Source organism: Rubrivivax sp. JA1055 (assembly GCF_020966565.1).
Lineage (GTDB): Bacteria > Pseudomonadota > Gammaproteobacteria > Burkholderiales > Burkholderiaceae_C > Rubrivivax > Rubrivivax benzoatilyticus.
On the sequence record NZ_JAJKFP010000006.1, the window covers coordinates 287,267 to 303,203 of the forward strand.

The following is a 15,937-nucleotide window of genomic DNA, read 5'->3' on the forward strand; positions in this document are numbered from 1 at the left end:
CGGCTGTTGTGTCAATCCCGATAGGCCTGTTAACCCGACCATCCGTCCCGCCATGTCAGCAATTCTGACGAGGTCTTGGTTGAAGGCTGGGTGATGTTCGGTATCGCCGCGCTGTTTCGCGCAGCAAGGTCGGCATCCCGGGCGCCATTGCATGCGGAATACCAATCAGGTCGGGGCCGTGAATGCCAGTGCTGTTCACCGACGTACCCAACACAGATTCGATTCAGCCCGGATTCCATGGCTATACGCTTCGTTCTGTGCATTGCCGCCGCCCTTGGCGCCACCGCGGCGCAGGCGCAGAAGCTCCCCGCCCCGTCCCGCGACGTGTTTCGATGCGAGATCAATGGCAACGTCAGCTATTCGGATTCGCCGTGCCTCGGTGCGAAGAAGGTGGATGTCGAGCCGACCAGAGGCCTGGATGCCTCTTCCGGTCGGGTGCAGACCGGCGCCGATGTGCGCAAGGAGCGCTTCCACGAGGAGTTCGCCGAGGCATTCCGGCCGGCGACCGGCAAGGATGCCAAACAGCTCAAAGTCGATGCGAAGCGGCTCGGGCTGCCGCCATCGGCTCAGCGCCAGTGCCGGCAACTGGACGAGGACATTCCCACCATGCAGGAGCGCGAGCGGCATGCGTCGCGCGATGCGCTGCCGTTGGTTCAACAACTGCTGTTGGAGATGCGTCAGCGTTTCATCCAGCTGGGTTGCTAGGCTTCGCGCCGACACATCGGGATGCCTCGTCTCCCATCGATCACCAGGACAGTTTTTTCATGAGCATGGGTGTGAAGACCGCGATCGCGAGCGCCGGGCGGCTCGTCAGGTGGACCAGCTACAGGGTCGAGCGGAGCCGACGGCCTCGTCCGCGCTTGGCGGTTCCCTCGTGGCTGTGCCTCGTCGTGGCTGCGGTGACGATCGTCACGGCCGCCCCCGCCGCTGACGCGGCGTCGATGAACAAGTGCATCATCAACGGCACCGTCACCTACCAACAGGCGCCGTGCCCTTCGACGCAGCCGCGCAAGGACCCGACGATCGAGGAGCTGAACGCCGCCGAGAAGGCGCGCCGCGCGGCGGCGGCCAAATCCCGCACCGAGACCGCCCCACTGCCGGCCGCCACGTCGTCCCGGTTCAGCTGCGACGGGCGCACGTACTGCTCGCAGATGCACTCGTGCGAGGAGGCCAAGTTCTTCCTCGAGCACTGTCCAGGCGTGAAGATGGACGGCAACCACGACGGCGTCCCGTGTGAAGCGCAGTGGTGCAGCCGCTGATGCGCTGAACCGAAGCCGGCACGCCGTCCGCCTGCGCCCCTCCACCGCACCGGAGCCGGTCGCCGGGGCGTGTCCCGCAGAGAAGTATTAGGAGGAGGGCGGGCGCAGCCCGCCCGGGGGACATGAACGGAGGGACACGCCCCGGTGGCCGGCTCTCGCGCCGATGGCGGCATGCCGCGTCACCAGCAACGGCGACCCTGAAAAGAAGAGCGATACGGGTCCTAACGGCCATCCCGTCCACAGCAATCCAATCACTCCAACTCAATGCGTCGAGAAGGCGAGGCCCAAGTCACGCCTCGGCGCCGCAGCGCTCGATCAGAATCGTCGGCACGCGTCAGCAGTACGACGCTGTCGACGCCGCCACCGTCGAGATGGAGTGAACATGGAGATCAAGCCCATCCGTACCGAAGCGGACTACCAGGATGCGTTGGCCGCCGCGTCGGCCTTCTTCGACCAGCCGCCGGCGCGCGGCACGCCGGAAGGGGACCGCTTCGAGGTCCTGCTGACGCTGCTGAACGCCTACGAAAGCGCCCGCCACCCGATCGAGCCGCCGGACCCCATCGAAGCCATCAAGTTCCGGATGGAGCAGCAGGGGCTGACGGTCCAGGATCTGGTGCCGATGATCGGTGCCACCAACCGTGTCTACGAGGTCTTGAACCGCACCCGGCCGCTGACGCTGTCGATGATGAAGCGGCTCCGCTCGGACCTGCAGATCTCGGGTGACGTGCTGCTGAGCCAGCGTGTGCCGGCCGGCGGGCGGGGGCCTTCGGCCAGGCGAACACCGGTGTCCCGGCGCCGTGCCAAGGCCGTCCCGGTGCCTCGGTAGCGTGTTTCGGCCGCCGGCCGGCTCTTGAATCGGCCGCCTGCCGCCGCCATCTGCGGGCTCGGAGGCATCACACGGTGGAGTTCAAGGACTATTACCAGGTGCTGGGCGTGGCCCGCGACGCGACGCAGGACGCGGTCAAGAAGGCCTACCGCAAGCTCGCGCGGCAGTACCACCCGGACGTCAGCAAGGCGCCCGACGCGGCGGCGCGCATGAGCGAGGTCAACGAGGCCTACGCCGTGCTGTCCGACCCCGAACGCCGCGCCGCCTACGACCAACTCGGCCGCGGCCGTCAGGCCGGCGAACGTTTCACGCCGCCGCCCGACTGGGACGCCGGCTTCGAGTTCCAGGGCCGCGCGCCGGGCGGCGGCGCCGAGTTCGGCGGCGACTTCAGCGACTTCTTCGAGCAGCTCTTCGGCCGCGCCGGCATGCCGCGTGGCGCCGCCCGCCATGGCCGCAGCAGCGCGATGCGCGGCGAGGACCACCACGCCAAGATCGTGCTCGACCTCGAAGCCGCGCTGCGCGGCGGCGTGCACCGCGTCTCGCTGCGTCAGCCGCAGCTGGGGCCCGACGGCCACGTCGTGCTCGGCGAACGCACGCTCGAGGTGACGCTGCCGCCCGGCGTGCGCCCGGGCCGGCTGGTGCGCCTGGCCGGGCAGGGCGGGCCGGGCCAGCCGCCGGGCGACCTGTTCCTCGAAGTGGCGCTGCACGAGCACCCGCGCTGGCGAGTGGACGGTGCCGACCTCGTCGGCGAGCTGCCGGTCGCGCCCTGGGAGGCGGCGCTGGGCGGCGTGGTGCCGGTGGCGCTGCCCGACGGCAGCACGCTGCAGGTGCGGGTGCCGGCCGGCGCGCAAGCGGGTCAGCGCCTCACGCTGCGCGGCCGCGGCCTGCCGGGCTCGCCGCTGGGCGACCTGGACCTCGTCGTGCGTGTCGTGCTGCCCAGCGGCCTGGACCCGCGGGCGCGTGCGCTGTACGAACGCATGGCGCAGGCGCTGCCCGACTTCGACGCGCGCAAGGTGGCTGCCGCCGAAGCCGAACGCCGTGGTGGAGACGAGCGATGAGCGACGACACGCTGCGCCTGCTCGACGAGGCGCTGCTGACCCTGGACGAACTCTGCCGCGCCGCGCCGGTGGCGCCGGGTTGGGTGGCCGAACGCATCGAGGCCGGCTTCGTGCGGCCGGCCGGCGGCGGCCGTGGCGACTGGCGTTTCGACGCCGTCGCGCTGCGCCGCGTGCGCCGCATGGCGCTGCTGGAGCGCGAGTTCGACGCCGTGCCCGAGCTGGCGGCGCTGGTGGCCGACCTGGAAGATGAGATCGCCCGGCTGCGCCGCCGGATTCGGTGAAGGTGCGACACGGCGCGTGACAGAATCGCGCGCCGCCGGCGCTCGCCGGCAACCGCTGATCACCGCCGTGGCCGACACCCCCACCACCACCTCGCCGGGCACCGGCCTCGAAGGGCGCGCGCTCGCCTGCCGGCGCGGGCGCCGGCTGCTGTTCGAAGGCGTCGACATCCAGCTGAAGCCCGGCAGCATCACCTGGCTGCGCGGCACCAACGGCAGCGGCAAGACCAGTCTGATGCGCATCCTCGCCGGGCTGTCGACGCCCGAAGCGGGCGAACTGCTGTGGAACGGCCGCCCGGTGCGCGAAGCCGGCGCCGCCGCCCGCGAGGCGGTGCTCTACATCGGCCACGCCAACGCGCTGAAGGACGACCTGACGCTGGGCGAGTCGCTGGCGTTCCTGGGCCGCCTGGGCGGCGTGGCCGACGCCAGCGAACGTGCCGCCGCGGCGCTGGAGCAGGCGGGTCTCGCCGACCGCCGGGCGGCCGCGGTGCGCACGCTGTCGCAAGGCCAGCGCCGCCGCGGCGCGCTGGCGCGGCTGGCGCTGGACGAACGTGCGCGCACCTGGATCCTCGACGAGCCGTATGACGCGCTGGACGCGCAGAGCACGGCGCGGCTGTCGGCGCTGCTGCTGGCGCACGCCGCACGCGGCGGTGCGGTGCTGTTGACCAGCCACCAGGTCGTCGAGCTCGCCGGCGCGGTGGAATACGACCTGGAAACGCGCCGCGTGCAGAGCGCTCGCCGCGGCCGCGTGACCGTCTGACAAACATCAAGAAAGCCGCGAAGATCGCGGCGCGGCGGCTGCGGCACGGTTAAGGTCTGGACTCAGTCCAGATCGGGGTGTCCGCGCCAGCCGCGCCAGCGCTCCGGGGCCGAGACACCACCTGAAAACCCCCTCCGTGAACGCCTGCTCCCGCCCCCTGCGCCCCGTGGCGGCCTGGCGTGGCGGACACGCCCCGCAGGCCACACCCCGGCGCGTGCCGCGCAAACGCCTTTTCCCGGGTGAGGCCGCGTGGTTCCGGTGTCCCAACGCCTCCTTACAATCGCCCGTCCTCAGCGCATGAGCCTCATGTTCCGTCACCTCCGTCGCTCCCGAGCATGAGTTCCGTGTTGCTGGCCACCACGCAGCGCGACCTGCTGCTTGCCGGGCGTCGGCGCATCGAGGCGCTGCTGCCGCTGGGCTTCTTCATCGTCGCCGCGTCGCTGTTCCCGATCGGCGTCGGCCCCGAGCCGCAGACCCTGCGCCAGATCGGCCCCGGCGTCGTCTGGGTCTGCGCGCTGCTGGCGGCGATGCTGTCGGTGACGCAGATGTTCGCGTCCGACCACCAGGACGGCTCGCTCGAGCAGATGCTGCTGGCGCCGCAGCCGCTGGTGATGCTGGTCACCGGCAAGGTGCTGGCGCACTGGCTGACGACCGGCCTGCCGCTCGTGATCGCCGCGCCGCTGATCGGCCTGCTCTTCGACATGAACGGCGCGGCCATCGCCGCGCTGACCGCGACGCTGCTCGTCGGCACGCCGGTGCTGAGCCTGCTGGGTGCGGTGGGTGCCGCGCTGACGCTGGGCCTGCGCAGCGGTGCCGCGCTCGTCTTCCTGCTCGTGCTGCCGCTGACGGTGCCGACGCTGATCTTCGGCACCGGCGCCGTCGGCGCGGTCGAAAGCGGCCTGTCGCCCGCAGCTCACTTCTCCCTGCTCGGCGCGGTGCTGATCCTCACCGCGCTCGGCGCGCCGCCGGCCACCGCCGCGGCGCTGCGCATCTCGCTCGACTGACCCTCCGGACCATGACCCAACGCCTGCGCTGGTCGACCTTTTCCGCGCCTTCGCGCTTCTATTCGATGGCCGGGCGCCTCGTGCCCTGGTGCTGGGCGGTGACGGTGCTGTTCACCATCGCCGGCCTGTACGTCGGCTTCGGCATCGCGCCCACCGACTTCCAGCAGGGCGACGCCTACCGGATCATCTTCATCCACGTGCCGGCGGCCTGGATGTCGATGCTGATCTACCTCGTCATGGCCTTCTTCGCCGCCGTCGGCTGGGCCATGAACGCGCGCATGGCGTCGATGTACGCCCGGGCGCTGGCGCCCACCGGCGCGATGTTCACCTTCCTCGCGCTGTGGACCGGCGCGCTGTGGGGCAAGCCGACCTGGGGCACCTGGTGGGTCTGGGACGCGCGCCTGACGTCCGAGTTCATCCTGCTGCTGCTGTACTTCGGCTACATCGCGCTGACCGAGGCCATCGACGACGCCCGCCGCGCGGCCAACGCCGGCGCGCTGCTGGCCATCGTCGGCGCGGTCAACGTGCCGATCATCTATTTCTCGGTGAAGTGGTGGAACACGCTGCACCAGGGCGCCACCATCAGCATGACCGCCGCACCCAAGATGGCCACGACCATGCTGGTGGCGATGCTGCTGATGACGGTGGCCTGCTGGGCCTACAGTTTCGCCGTCGTGTTCACGCGCGCCCGCGCGATCGTGCTGGAGCAGGAGTCGGACACCGACTGGGTCCGCTCGCTGACCGGCGCACGGTGAGGGTTGACTGATGTACTGGAACTCCTGGGAAGACTTCCTGCAGATGGGCGGCTACGGCCTCTACGTCTGGGGCTCTTACGGCGTGACGCTGGCGGTGATGCTGGCCGAGTCGCACTTCGCCGAGCGCCGCCGGCGCAAGGCCTTCGCCGCCGCGCGTGACGGGGGCGAACAATGAAGCCGCGCCACAAACGCGCCGCGATCGCGGTCGGGGTGCTGGCCGCCGTCGGCGTCGCCGCCGGGCTGGTGCTCAACGCCTTCAACAGCAACCTCGTGTTCTTCTACACGCCGACCCAGGTCGCGACGAAGGAGGCGCCCGAGGGCCGCACCTTCCGCATCGGCGGCATGGTGCGCGAAGGCAGCGTGGTGCGTGACGGCGTCACGGTGCGTTTCGTCGTCACCGACACCGCCAAGGATGTGCCGGTGCGCTTCGAGGGCGTGCTGCCCGACCTGTTCAAGGAAGGCAAGGGCGTCGTCGCCCAGGGCCAGCTCGGTGCCGACGGCGTGTTCACCGCGCGCGAGGTGCTGGCCAAGCACGACGAGAACTACATGCCGCCCGAGGCCGCCGACGCCGTGCAGCGTGCCGAGAAGATGAAGCACAGCGCCGACACGCTGGCCACCGGAGACTCCAAGTGATCCCAGAGCTCGGCCACCTGCTGCTGTTCTTCGCGCTCGCCGTCTCGCTGGCACTGGGCGTGCTGCCGATCGTCGGCGCCCACAAGGACCGCGGCGAATGGATGGCGCTGGCGCGGCCGCTGTCGGCCTGGCTGGCGCTGCTGGTGTTTGCCGCCTACGTGCTGCTGACGGTGTCATTCCTGCGCCACGACTTCTCGGTCGTCTACGTCGCGCAGAACTCCAACTCGGCGCTGCCGGTGATCTACCAGGTCGCCGCGGTCTGGGGCGGCCACGAGGGCTCGCTGCTGCTGTGGGTGCTGATGCTCGTCGGCTGGACGGTGGCGGTGGCGATGTTCAGCCGCTCGCTGCCGCTGCCCTTCGTGGCCCGCATCCTGGGCGTGATGGGGCTGGTGGCCGCGGGCTTCCTGCTGTTCATGCTGCTGACCAGCAACCCGTTCGACCGCCTGATCCCGGCGGCCATCGACGGCCGCGACCTGAACCCGCTGCTGCAGGACCCGGGCATGATCTTCCACCCGCCGATGCTCTACATGGGCTACGTCGGGTTCTCGGTGGCCTTCGCGTTCGCGATCGCGGCGCTGCTCGGCGGCAACCTCGACGCCGGCTGGGCGCGCTGGACGCGGCCCTGGACGACCTGGGCCTGGATCTTCCTGACCTTCGGCATCGCGCTGGGCTCCTGGTGGGCCTACAACGAGCTGGGTTGGGGCGGCTGGTGGTTCTGGGACCCGGTCGAGAACGCCTCGTTCATGCCCTGGCTGGTCGGCACGGCGCTGATCCACTCGCTGGCGGTGACCGAGAAGCGCGGCAGCTTCAAGGTCTGGACGGTGTGGCTGGCGATCACCGCGTTCTCGCTGTCGCTGCTGGGCACCTTCCTCGTGCGCTCGGGCGTGCTGTCGTCGGTGCACGCCTTCGCCACCGACCCGCGCCGCGGCCTGTTCATCCTGGCCTTCCTGGTGATCGTCATCGGCGCGTCGCTGGCGCTGTTCGCCTGGCGTGCGCCCAAGGTCGGCCTGGGGCAGCGTTTCGGGCTGATGTCGCGCGAGTCGATGCTGCTGGTCAACAACATGGTGCTGACGGTGGCCACCGGCGCGGTGCTGCTGGGCACGCTGTACCCGCTGTTCCTCGACGCGCTGGGCATGGGCAAGATCTCGGTCGGCCCGCCGTACTTCGACACCGTCTTCGGCCTGCTGATGGCGCCGCTGGTGCTGGTGCTGGGCATCGGCCCGCTGACGCGCTGGAAGCGTGACGAGGCCGGCCCGCTGCTGCGCCGCATGGTGCTGCCGCTGGTCTTCACGCTGGGCGCGGCGCTGGCCACCGGCTGGGCCGCGGGGCGCATCACCGCGGCCACCACCGGCGGCCTGGCGATGGCCTACTGGATCCTGTTCGCGACGCTGGTCGACCTGCGCCAGCGGCTGTGGCCGGCCGGCGGCCAGGCCGGGCAGCTGCTGCACCGGCTGCGCCTGATCCCGCGCGCGATGGCCGGGATGATGATCGCCCACCTGGGCGTCGGCGTCTTCGCCTTCGGCGTCGCGATGGTCAACACCTACGAGACCGAGCGCGACGTGAAGATGGCCCCCGGCGACACGACGACCGTCGGCGGCTACACCTTCACGATGAAGGAGGTGCGCGAGGTCCAGGGCCCGAACTACATCGCCGCGCAGGGTGTCATCGACATCACCCGCGACGGCGAGCCGGTCGGCTCGCTGGCGCCCGAGAAGCGCATCTACCGCGTGCAGCAGATGCCGATGACCGAGGCCGCCGTGCACGGCAACCTCTGGCGCGACCTGTACGTGTCGATGGGTGAGCAGATCGAGGGTGGCGCCTGGGTCGTGCGCGTGCACTACAAGCCCTTCGTCTCCTGGATCTGGGGCGGCTGCCTGCTGATGATGCTCGGCGGCCTGCTCGCCGCGGCCGACCGCCGCTACCGCGTGCGCCAGACGGCCGTGGCCGGCGCGCCGCGTTCCGCTTCCGCCGAGAGCCTCGCATGAACCGTTTCCTCTGGCCGCTGCTGGCCTTCCTCGTCCTCGTCGGCTTCCTCGGCGTCGGCCTGGGCCTGAACCCGCGCGAGGTGCCGTCGCCGCTGATCGACAAGCCGGCGCCCGAGTTCCGCACGACGCTGCTGCACGAGCCCGAGCGCAGCCTGGGCAAGCAGGACATGGTCGGCAAGGTCTGGGTGCTCAACGTCTGGGCCTCGTGGTGCACCGCCTGCCGCGAGGAGCACCCGGTGCTCGTCGACTGGGCCAAGCGCGCCTCGGTGCCGCTGTACGGCCTGAACTACAAGGACGAGCCGGGGGCCGCCAAGCAGTGGCTGCAGCGCCTGGGCGACCCGTACACGGCGTCCTTCGTCGACCGCGACGGCCGCATCGGCATCGACTTCGGCGTCTACGGCGTGCCCGAGACCTTCGTCGTCGACAAGGCCGGGGTCATCCGCTACAAGCACATCGGCCCGGTGACGCCCGAGGCGCTGCGCGACACGATCGAACCGCTGGTGAGGAAACTCAATGGCTGAGCGCTTCACCACCTGGGCGCGCCGCGTCGCGCTCGCACTGGCCTGCTCGGCCAGCCTCGCCGCCTTCGCTGCCGAGGCGCCGCCGGTCGCCGAGGACCCGGTCGTCGAGGCGCGCATGATCAAGCTCGCCGAGGAACTGCGCTGCCTGGTCTGCCAGAACGAGACCATCGCCGCGTCGCACGCCGACCTCGCCGTCGACCTGCGCCAGCAGATGCGCGAGATGCTGCACAAGGGCATGAGCGAGGACGACATCCGCAGCTACATGACCGAGCGCTACGGCGACTTCGTGCTCTACAAGCCCCCGTTCAAGCCCGAGACCGCGCTGCTCTGGGTCGGCCCGCCGGTGCTGCTGGTGCTGGCGCTGGCGGCCCTGTTCATCACCTTGCGCCGGCGCCAGCGTGCCGCGCCCGAGGCCTTCGACCCCGACACCCCCGACGATGATGACGAACCCCGCCTCCCTCGATGAGCTCAAGCGCCAGCTCGCGGAGCTGGACGAACTGGGCCGCCAGGGAGTGCTGACCGGCGATGCCGCGCGCAGCGCCCGCGAAGACCTGGAACGCCGCATCGTCGCCGCCGTCACCGCGCAGGGCGCGGCGGCGGCCACGCCGCCCGAGCCGCCCCAGCCCCGCGTGCCGCGCCGGCTGTCGCTGGCGGTCGCCGCCTTCGTGCTCGTCGCCGGTGCTGCCGGCTACGCGGTGCACGGCGACTGGCCCGGCTGGAAGGTCGGCCCGCCCGACCCGGCGCAGCGCGAGCAGGCGGCCGCGACCGGCGACGGCGCGCCCAGCCAGCAGCAGATCGAGGCCCTGGTCGGCGCGCTCGAGGAGCGGCTGAAGCAGGAGCCCGGCGACGTGCAGGCCTGGCAGATGCTCGGCCGCACCTATGCCGCGCTCGGCCGTGCCGACGTGGCGCTGAAGGCCTACCGCAAGGTCGCCGAGCTCAAGCCCGGCGACGCCCAGGCGCTGGCCGACCTGGCCGACGCGATCGGCATGGTCAACAACCGCTCGCTCGACGGCGAACCCGAGAAGCTGATCGCCCAGGCGCTGAAGGCCGACCCGAAGAACGTCAAGGCGCTGGCGCTGGGCGGCACGATCGCCTTCAACCGCGAGCAGTACCCGCGTGCGGTGCAGCTGTGGGAGCAGGCGATCCAGGCCGCCGGCCCGTCGGGCGAGTTCGCGCAGCAGCTGCAGGGCGCGGTGGACGAGGCCCGACGCCGCGGCGGCATGGCACCGGCCGCGCCGCTGGCCCAGGCCGCCCCGCAGGCGCCGGCCGTGCCGGCCAGCGGGGCCGCGGTGGCGGCGGCCAACGGCCGCGTCAGCGGCCGCGTGGAGCTGGCGCCGGCGCTGCGCGAGCGTGTCGCGTCCGGCGACACGGTCTTCGTCTTCGCGCGGCCGGCCGACGGCTCGCGCATGCCGCTGGCGATCGTCAAGCGCACCGCCGGCGAGCTGCCGTTCGAGTTCACGCTCGACGACAGCCAGGCGATGACGCAGGAGATGCTGCTGTCGGCGCAGAAGCGCGTGATCGTCGGCGTGCGCGTCAGCAAGACCGGCGACGCGATGCCTCAGCCGGGCGACCTGCAGGGCTTCAGCGAGCCGGTGGCCGTCGGCGCCAACGGCGTGCGCATCGTCATCGGCGACGTCGTCAAGTGAGACCGGGGCCCGCCGCCGGCGGGCCCGAAGATCAGACCGCCTCGAGCACCGGCCGCGGCGCGGCCGGGCTGCCGGCCGCGAGGAAGGCGTCGAGGTCGTTGAGGAACGGCCGCGGCAGCTCGAAGAACGGCAGCGCGCCGGTCGGGTAGACGCTGAAGCGCCAGTTCGGCTTGCCGTTGACGATGGACATCGCGCGATAGTCGGTGAAGTCGCCGAGCACGCCGTGGCTGGCCCAGACCGGCTGCGGCAGCGCCTCGTAGACCCGCTGGATGTCGGCGCTGAACAGCTTGCCGGCCAGGAAGGCCAGCGGCGCGAAGCGGGCGCCGGGCTGGCGCGCGGTGGCCACGCAGTAGGCCCACAGCGTCTCGTCGATGCCCTTGCTGCCCCAGGTGCGCTCGAGGAAGTAGCGCACGACGCCGGGGCGTGTCAGCAGCCGGTACAGCGGGTCCGACCAGAGCTTCGCCGACAGCAGCCGGTGCAGCCAGGGCATGGCCAGCGTGCTGCCTTGCGGCCCGCGCAGCGTGCGCCGGCCGCTGAAGCCGGTGGGGCTGACCAGCGCCACGCGGCCGAAGGCCTCGGGCGCCTCCAGCGCGGCGCGGGCGACGAACTCGCAGCCCAGCGACACGCCCAGCACGTCCACGGGCTGGGCGCCGCAGCGCTCGCGGATCGGCGCCAGCATCGCCAGCACGGCGTCGGTCATCAGCCGCGGCGTGTAGTCGCGGTCGCTGCGTTGGCTGCTGCCGAAGCCCGGCAGGTCGAGCGCGAAGACCGTGCGTTCGCGGCAGGCGTGGTCGAAGATCGGCCGCACGTCGGCCGCCGAGCCGGCGGCGTTGACGCTGTGCACCAGCAGCAGCGGCCGGCCGCGGCCGGCGACGTAGTAGCCGAGGTCCCCCAGCGTGTGCTGCTCGCCGGCCAGAGCCGGCAGCAGCGGGGCGTGCGGGGCGGCGGAGAGGGGCGGGCGGTGTGAGTCCATGTCGACATCGTCGCCGCAAGCGCGATGTCGCGTGGTCGGCCCGGTGCGCAGCCCCGTGTAGGACAGGGGCTCGCGTGAATCCTCAACGCCTGCGGGGGTCGTCGCGGCGCGGGAACCAGTGCTCGATCAGCGCCGCCGCACGGTCGCGCCCGCCGATGCCGAAGGCCAGCGCGAGCGCGAACACGACCCCGGTCAGCAGGATCAGGAAGGTCTGCTGCACCAGGCCGCCGCCGATGTCGAGGTGGTCGATGGCGATCAGCAGCACGAAGGTGACGATCGCGTACTGGACGATGCGCGCCAGGATCTCGGCGTCGCCGATGCCCGCCGTGCGGCACCAGGCGAGCACCGACTGGCCGACGAAACGCGCGAAGTACAGCCCGAAGACCAGCACCAGCAGCGCCACCAGCAGCCGCGGCAGGAACAGCAGCACACGCGACAGCAGCTCGGTCACCTGCGCCAGCCCGAGGCCGTTGAAGGCCACGACCAGCGCGCCCAGCAGCACCAGCCAGAAGACGATCAGCGCGAACAGGTCGCTGGTCGTCTTGTCGGTGCCGCCCTGCTGCAGGAAGCCGTCGAAGCCGGCGCGCTCGGTCAGCACGTGGAAGTTCAGCGCCTTCAGCGCGCGGCCGGTGGCGTAGCGTGCGGCCTTGGCGAGCAGCCAGCCGGCCACCGCGATGGCCAGCGCGATGCCCAGCCGCGGCAGGAAGGCGCCGGCCTGCGCGAGCAGCGTGCGCAGCGGTTCGATGGCGAGGTCCAGCGTGTCCATGGGAGGTCTCCGTCTACGGGCCCAGCAGCCGGGCCAGCGTCGCCAGCGCGGCTAGCGGGGCGGTGGCGCCGGCCGGGCGGCGCCGCAGTTCGTCGTGCAGCTCGCGCAGCGCGGCGTCGATCTCGAACAGCGCGAGCGTCGAGGCCGGGCCGTCGAAGGCGTCGCGGCCGGCGACCAGGCCCAGCGCCAGCGCACGTCCGGCGTAGGTCTCGACGAAGGTCTGGCGCAGCGTCGACGCCCAGGTCTCGGCCAGGGCCTCGCGGCGCCGCTGCTCGGCCTCGCCGTGCGCGCCGCGCTGCAGCGCCGCCACGCGCACCAGTTCCAGCGACTGCAGCAGCCCGGCGACGTCGCGCAGCGGCGAGCGCCGCTCGCGGCGCTCGGCGGCGGCCAGCGTGGTGTCGCCCTCGAAGTCGGCGATGACGAAGTCCTCGTGCACCAGCAGCACTTCCTGCAGCCGCAGCGCGCCGTGGATGCGGATCTTGGGGCCGCCGGCGCCGTGCGCGGTGCAGGCGGCGAGCCGGTCGCGCAGCCGGGGCGCGGCCGCGGACAGGCGCCGGGCCAGCGGCTGCTGCGTGGCGGGCAGGCGCGGCGCGGCATCGGCCAGCAGCGCCAGCGTGGCCTGGGCGAGCCGGGTCGTCGTCGCAGCCCAGCGTTTCAGGTCCTCGGGCTGCAGCGGTTCGGGGTCGAAGGCCGGGTCGCCGCGGCGCAGCGCCAGCGCCGCGTGCAGCGCGGCGACACGCTCGGCGAGCGCGCGCACACGCGCCAGCAGCCCGCCCTCGGCGGCGCCGTCCGGGTCACCCGGGGCCGGCGTGCTGCGTTCCAGGTGGCGGCAGAGCTGGGTCAGCGCGAGGTCCCAGGCGTCGCCCTGGTGCACCACCCAGGGCTGCAGCACGGCCAGCGTCGACACCGTGCCGTCGGCCGCGACGTGCTCGACATGGCCGACCGGCACGACGGCGTTGTCGAACTGCGCCACCTCGCGCAGGTGGCGGCCCATCTCGACCTCGACGTTGACGCCGGGACGCAGCCGCCGCAGCAGCTTGACGAACAGCCGGTCGCCGAGCTGCAGCGTCGTGTTGCGGCCCTGCGGCACGGCGCGCACCGGCAGCGTGTCGAGTTCGGCGGTGACGGCCTCGGCGTCGAAGCCGCGCAGCGCGACGAAGCGGATCTGGCCGCCGCCGGCGGCCGGCAGGCTGCGCCCGGCGGCCACCGCGGCCACCAGCGCCCGGCAGAAGGCCTCGTCGCCGCCGGCGTCGCCGAGCAGGCCGATGCGCGCCTGCATGCGCGCCTTGGCCAGCGCCGCCGGCGCCAGCTGGCCGATGCGGGCCTCGTCGGCCTCGTCGTCCTCCCAGGCCACGGCCAGCGGCGAGAACCAGCGTGCGTCCTCGTGCGGGCCGCGTGTGTCGACCAGCGCCAGCAGCCATTCGCGCCCGGCCTGGGCCAGCGTCGCGTGGCCGGCGATGCGCGCCTGCGCCGGCGCCTCGCCGGCGTCGAACCAGCGCTGGCGTGCCAGATGCGGCGGCAGCAGCTCGTCCTCGAGCTGGGTCAGCGTCTTGCCGGCCAGCGCGATGCGCCAGGGCACGACACGGTCGCGGAAGAAGCTGTTCCAGCCGTCGAACATCACCAGCACCGGCAGGTGCTCGACCGGGCGGCGGTCGGCGTGCCAGTCCGGTGGCGCGGCGTCGGTGGCCAGGCGGAACCAGAAGAAGCCGTGGCCCGCCAGCGTCAGCAGGTAGGGCAGCTCGCCGACCGGCGGGAACGCGGTGTGCGCGCCCATCTCGACCGGCACCCGGCCCTTGAAGCGCGACAGGTCCAGCTCCACCGGCTGCGGTGCTCGGCCGAGGTTGGCGACGCAGAGCACGACCTCGTCGCCCAGCTCGCGCAGATAGGCCAGCACCTTGCGGTTGCCGGGGTGCAGCATCGTGATGCGGCCGCGGCCGAAGACCTGGGTCGAGCGGCGGATGGCCAGCATGCGCCGCGTCCAGTTCAGCAGCGACGAGGCGTCGCGGCTCTGGGCCTCGACGTTGACCGCCTCGAAGCCGTAGACCGGGTCCTGGATGGCGGGCAGCACCAGGCGCTGCGGGTCGGCGCGCGAGAAGCCGCCGTTGCGGTCGCTGGTCCACTGCATCGGCGTGCGCACGCCGTCGCGGTCGCCGAGGAAGATGTTGTCGCCCATGCCGATCTCGTCGCCGTAGTACAGCACCGGCGAGCCCGGCATCGACAGCAGCAGGCTGTTCATCAGCTTGATGCGCTCGGCGTCGTTTTCCAGCAGCGGCGCCAGGCGCCGGCGGATGCCGAGGTTCAGCCGCGCGCGCGGGTCGGCGGCGTACATCGAGTACATGTAGTCGCGCTCGCGGCTGGTCACCATCTCGAGCGTCAGCTCGTCATGGTTGCGCAGGAAGATCGCCCACTGGCACTGCGGCGAGATGTCGGGCGTCTGCTGCAGGATCTCGACGACGGGGTGGCGGTCCTCCTGCGCGATGGCCATGTACATGCGCGGCATCAGCGGGAAGTGGTACGCCATGTGGCACTCGTCGTCGTCGCCGAAGTACTCGCGCACGTCCTCGGGCCACATGTTGGCCTCGGCGAGCAGCAGCTTGCCGGGGTACCGGGCGTCCAGGCGCTGTCGGATCTCCTTGATGACCTCGTGCGTCTCGCGCAGGTTCTCGTTGCTCGTGCCCTCGCGTTCGACGAGGTAGGGGATGGCGTCGAGGCGGAAGCCGTCGACGCCCTGCTCGAGCCAGAACTCCATGATCCCGAACACCGCCTCGCGCACCGCGGGGTTGTCGAAGTTCAGGTCGGGCTGGTGGCTGAAGAAGCGGTGCCAGAAGTACTGGCCGGCGACCTCGTCCCAGGTCCAGTTCGACTTCTCGGTGTCGGTGAAGATGATGCGCGTGCCGGCGTACTTCGTCGGGTCGTCGCTCCAGACGTAGAAGTCGCGCTCCGGCGAGCCGCGCGGCGCCCGGCGTGCACGCTGGAACCACGGGTGCTGGTCCGAGGTGTGGTTGACGACCAGCTCGGTGATGACACGCAGCCCGCGTGCATGCGCCTCGGCGACCACACGCGCGACGTCGGCCGGCGTGCCGTAGGCCGGGTTGACGGCCATGAAGTCGGCGACGTCGTAGCCGTCGTCGCGCAGCGGCGACGGGTAGAAGGGCAGCAGCCAGATCGTGTTGACGCCGAGGTCGCGCACGTAGTCGAGCTTGGAGATCAGGCCGGCGAAGTCGCCGATGCCGTCGCCGTTGCCGTCGGCGAAGGACTTGACGTGCAGCTCGTAGATGACCGCGTCCTTGAACCACAGCGGGTCGTGCGCGGGTGCGGTGGCGTCGTCCGGCGTCTGGGGCCGGGTGGCGTTGATGGCGGTGAGGTCTTCGCCCTTCATGGTCCTCGTGGTGGCGGCGGCATCGGGCCTCATGCGCAGCCCGCCGGGGACCGTAACCGATCACCGTGCCGCGGGCGAAATCCTCCGGCGGGGG

Annotated in this window: 17 protein-coding genes; 14 read left to right on the forward strand and 3 right to left on the reverse strand. The window is 71.9% G+C overall.

Annotated features, from left to right (window positions below; genetic code table 11):
• Positions 1–93: 93 nt before the first annotated feature.
• The 14 genes from LOC65_RS10755 (at position 94) to ccmI (ending at position 10,725) form a co-directional block, all read left to right on the forward strand.
• Entirely contained in the window at positions 94–705 is a 612-nt protein-coding gene (locus LOC65_RS10755; protein ID WP_230247479.1) for a hypothetical protein, read from the forward strand.
• A 65-nt stretch (positions 706–770) separates the two neighbouring features.
• Positions 771–1,259, forward strand: a complete 489-nt coding sequence (locus tag LOC65_RS10760; RefSeq protein WP_230248282.1) for an excalibur calcium-binding domain-containing protein — start codon at positions 771–773, stop codon at positions 1,257–1,259.
• A 382-nt stretch (positions 1,260–1,641) separates the two neighbouring features.
• Positions 1,642–2,085 carry a type II toxin-antitoxin system HigA family antitoxin gene (locus LOC65_RS10765; RefSeq protein WP_230247480.1) on the forward strand — a complete coding sequence of 148 codons (444 nt, stop codon included), beginning with the start codon at positions 1,642–1,644 and terminating at the stop codon, positions 2,083–2,085.
• A gap of 74 nt (positions 2,086–2,159) precedes the next feature.
• Positions 2,160–3,143, forward strand: coding sequence for a DnaJ C-terminal domain-containing protein (locus tag LOC65_RS10770; RefSeq protein WP_230247481.1), 984 nt, complete (start codon positions 2,160–2,162; stop codon positions 3,141–3,143).
• Complete coding sequence (locus LOC65_RS10775; RefSeq protein WP_009855724.1) at positions 3,140–3,424, forward strand: chaperone modulator CbpM; 285 nt, start codon at positions 3,140–3,142, stop codon at positions 3,422–3,424. The genes LOC65_RS10770 and LOC65_RS10775 overlap by 4 nt, the downstream gene beginning before the upstream one ends.
• Positions 3,425–3,491: 67 nt before the next feature.
• Complete coding sequence (ccmA, locus tag LOC65_RS10780; protein WP_230247482.1) at positions 3,492–4,181, forward strand: cytochrome c biogenesis heme-transporting ATPase CcmA; 690 nt, start codon at positions 3,492–3,494, stop codon at positions 4,179–4,181.
• A 335-nt stretch (positions 4,182–4,516) separates the two neighbouring features.
• Positions 4,517–5,185 carry a heme exporter protein CcmB gene (gene ccmB, locus LOC65_RS10785; protein ID WP_230247483.1) on the forward strand — a complete coding sequence of 223 codons (669 nt, stop codon included), beginning with the start codon at positions 4,517–4,519 and terminating at the stop codon, positions 5,183–5,185.
• 11 nt (positions 5,186–5,196) lie between these two features.
• Entirely contained in the window at positions 5,197–5,940 is a 744-nt protein-coding gene (gene ccmC / locus LOC65_RS10790) for a heme ABC transporter permease CcmC (protein WP_009855721.1), read from the forward strand.
• 10 nt (positions 5,941–5,950) lie between these two features.
• Entirely contained in the window at positions 5,951–6,115 is a 165-nt protein-coding gene (gene ccmD, locus LOC65_RS10795; RefSeq protein ID WP_009855720.1) for a heme exporter protein CcmD, read from the forward strand.
• Complete coding sequence (gene ccmE, locus LOC65_RS10800) at positions 6,112–6,573, forward strand: cytochrome c maturation protein CcmE (RefSeq protein WP_009855719.1); 462 nt, start codon at positions 6,112–6,114, stop codon at positions 6,571–6,573. The genes ccmD and ccmE overlap by 4 nt, the downstream gene beginning before the upstream one ends.
• Positions 6,570–8,558, forward strand: a complete 1,989-nt coding sequence (locus LOC65_RS10805) for a heme lyase CcmF/NrfE family subunit (RefSeq protein WP_230247484.1) — start codon at positions 6,570–6,572, stop codon at positions 8,556–8,558. Before ccmE ends, LOC65_RS10805 begins: the two co-directional genes overlap by 4 nt.
• Positions 8,555–9,079 (forward strand): DsbE family thiol:disulfide interchange protein, encoded by a 525-nt coding sequence (locus LOC65_RS10810; protein ID WP_009855717.1) that lies wholly within the window; start codon positions 8,555–8,557, stop codon positions 9,077–9,079. Before LOC65_RS10805 ends, LOC65_RS10810 begins: the two co-directional genes overlap by 4 nt.
• Positions 9,072–9,545 carry a cytochrome c-type biogenesis protein gene (locus LOC65_RS10815; protein ID WP_230247485.1) on the forward strand — a complete coding sequence of 158 codons (474 nt, stop codon included), beginning with the start codon at positions 9,072–9,074 and terminating at the stop codon, positions 9,543–9,545. Before LOC65_RS10810 ends, LOC65_RS10815 begins: the two co-directional genes overlap by 8 nt.
• Positions 9,517–10,725: a c-type cytochrome biogenesis protein CcmI gene (ccmI, locus tag LOC65_RS10820; RefSeq protein ID WP_230247486.1), complete on the forward strand. Its 1,209-nt coding sequence runs from the start codon at positions 9,517–9,519 to the stop codon at positions 10,723–10,725. The genes LOC65_RS10815 and ccmI overlap by 29 nt, the downstream gene beginning before the upstream one ends.
• 31 nt (positions 10,726–10,756) lie before the next feature.
• Here ccmI and LOC65_RS10825 read toward each other — a convergent pair whose 3' ends face one another.
• The 3 genes from LOC65_RS10825 to treS all read right to left on the reverse strand — a co-directional run bounded on the left by LOC65_RS10825 (position 10,757) and on the right by treS (position 15,876).
• Positions 10,757–11,698, reverse strand: a complete 942-nt coding sequence (locus tag LOC65_RS10825) for an alpha/beta fold hydrolase (protein WP_230247487.1) — start codon at positions 11,696–11,698, stop codon at positions 10,757–10,759.
• A gap of 82 nt (positions 11,699–11,780) precedes the next feature.
• Positions 11,781–12,464, reverse strand: a complete 684-nt coding sequence (locus tag LOC65_RS10830) for a mechanosensitive ion channel family protein (protein ID WP_009856817.1) — start codon at positions 12,462–12,464, stop codon at positions 11,781–11,783.
• A 13-nt stretch (positions 12,465–12,477) separates the two neighbouring features.
• Complete coding sequence (treS, locus tag LOC65_RS10835) at positions 12,478–15,876, reverse strand: maltose alpha-D-glucosyltransferase (RefSeq protein WP_405048246.1); 3,399 nt, start codon at positions 15,874–15,876, stop codon at positions 12,478–12,480.
• Between the last annotated feature and the right edge of the window lie 61 nt (positions 15,877–15,937).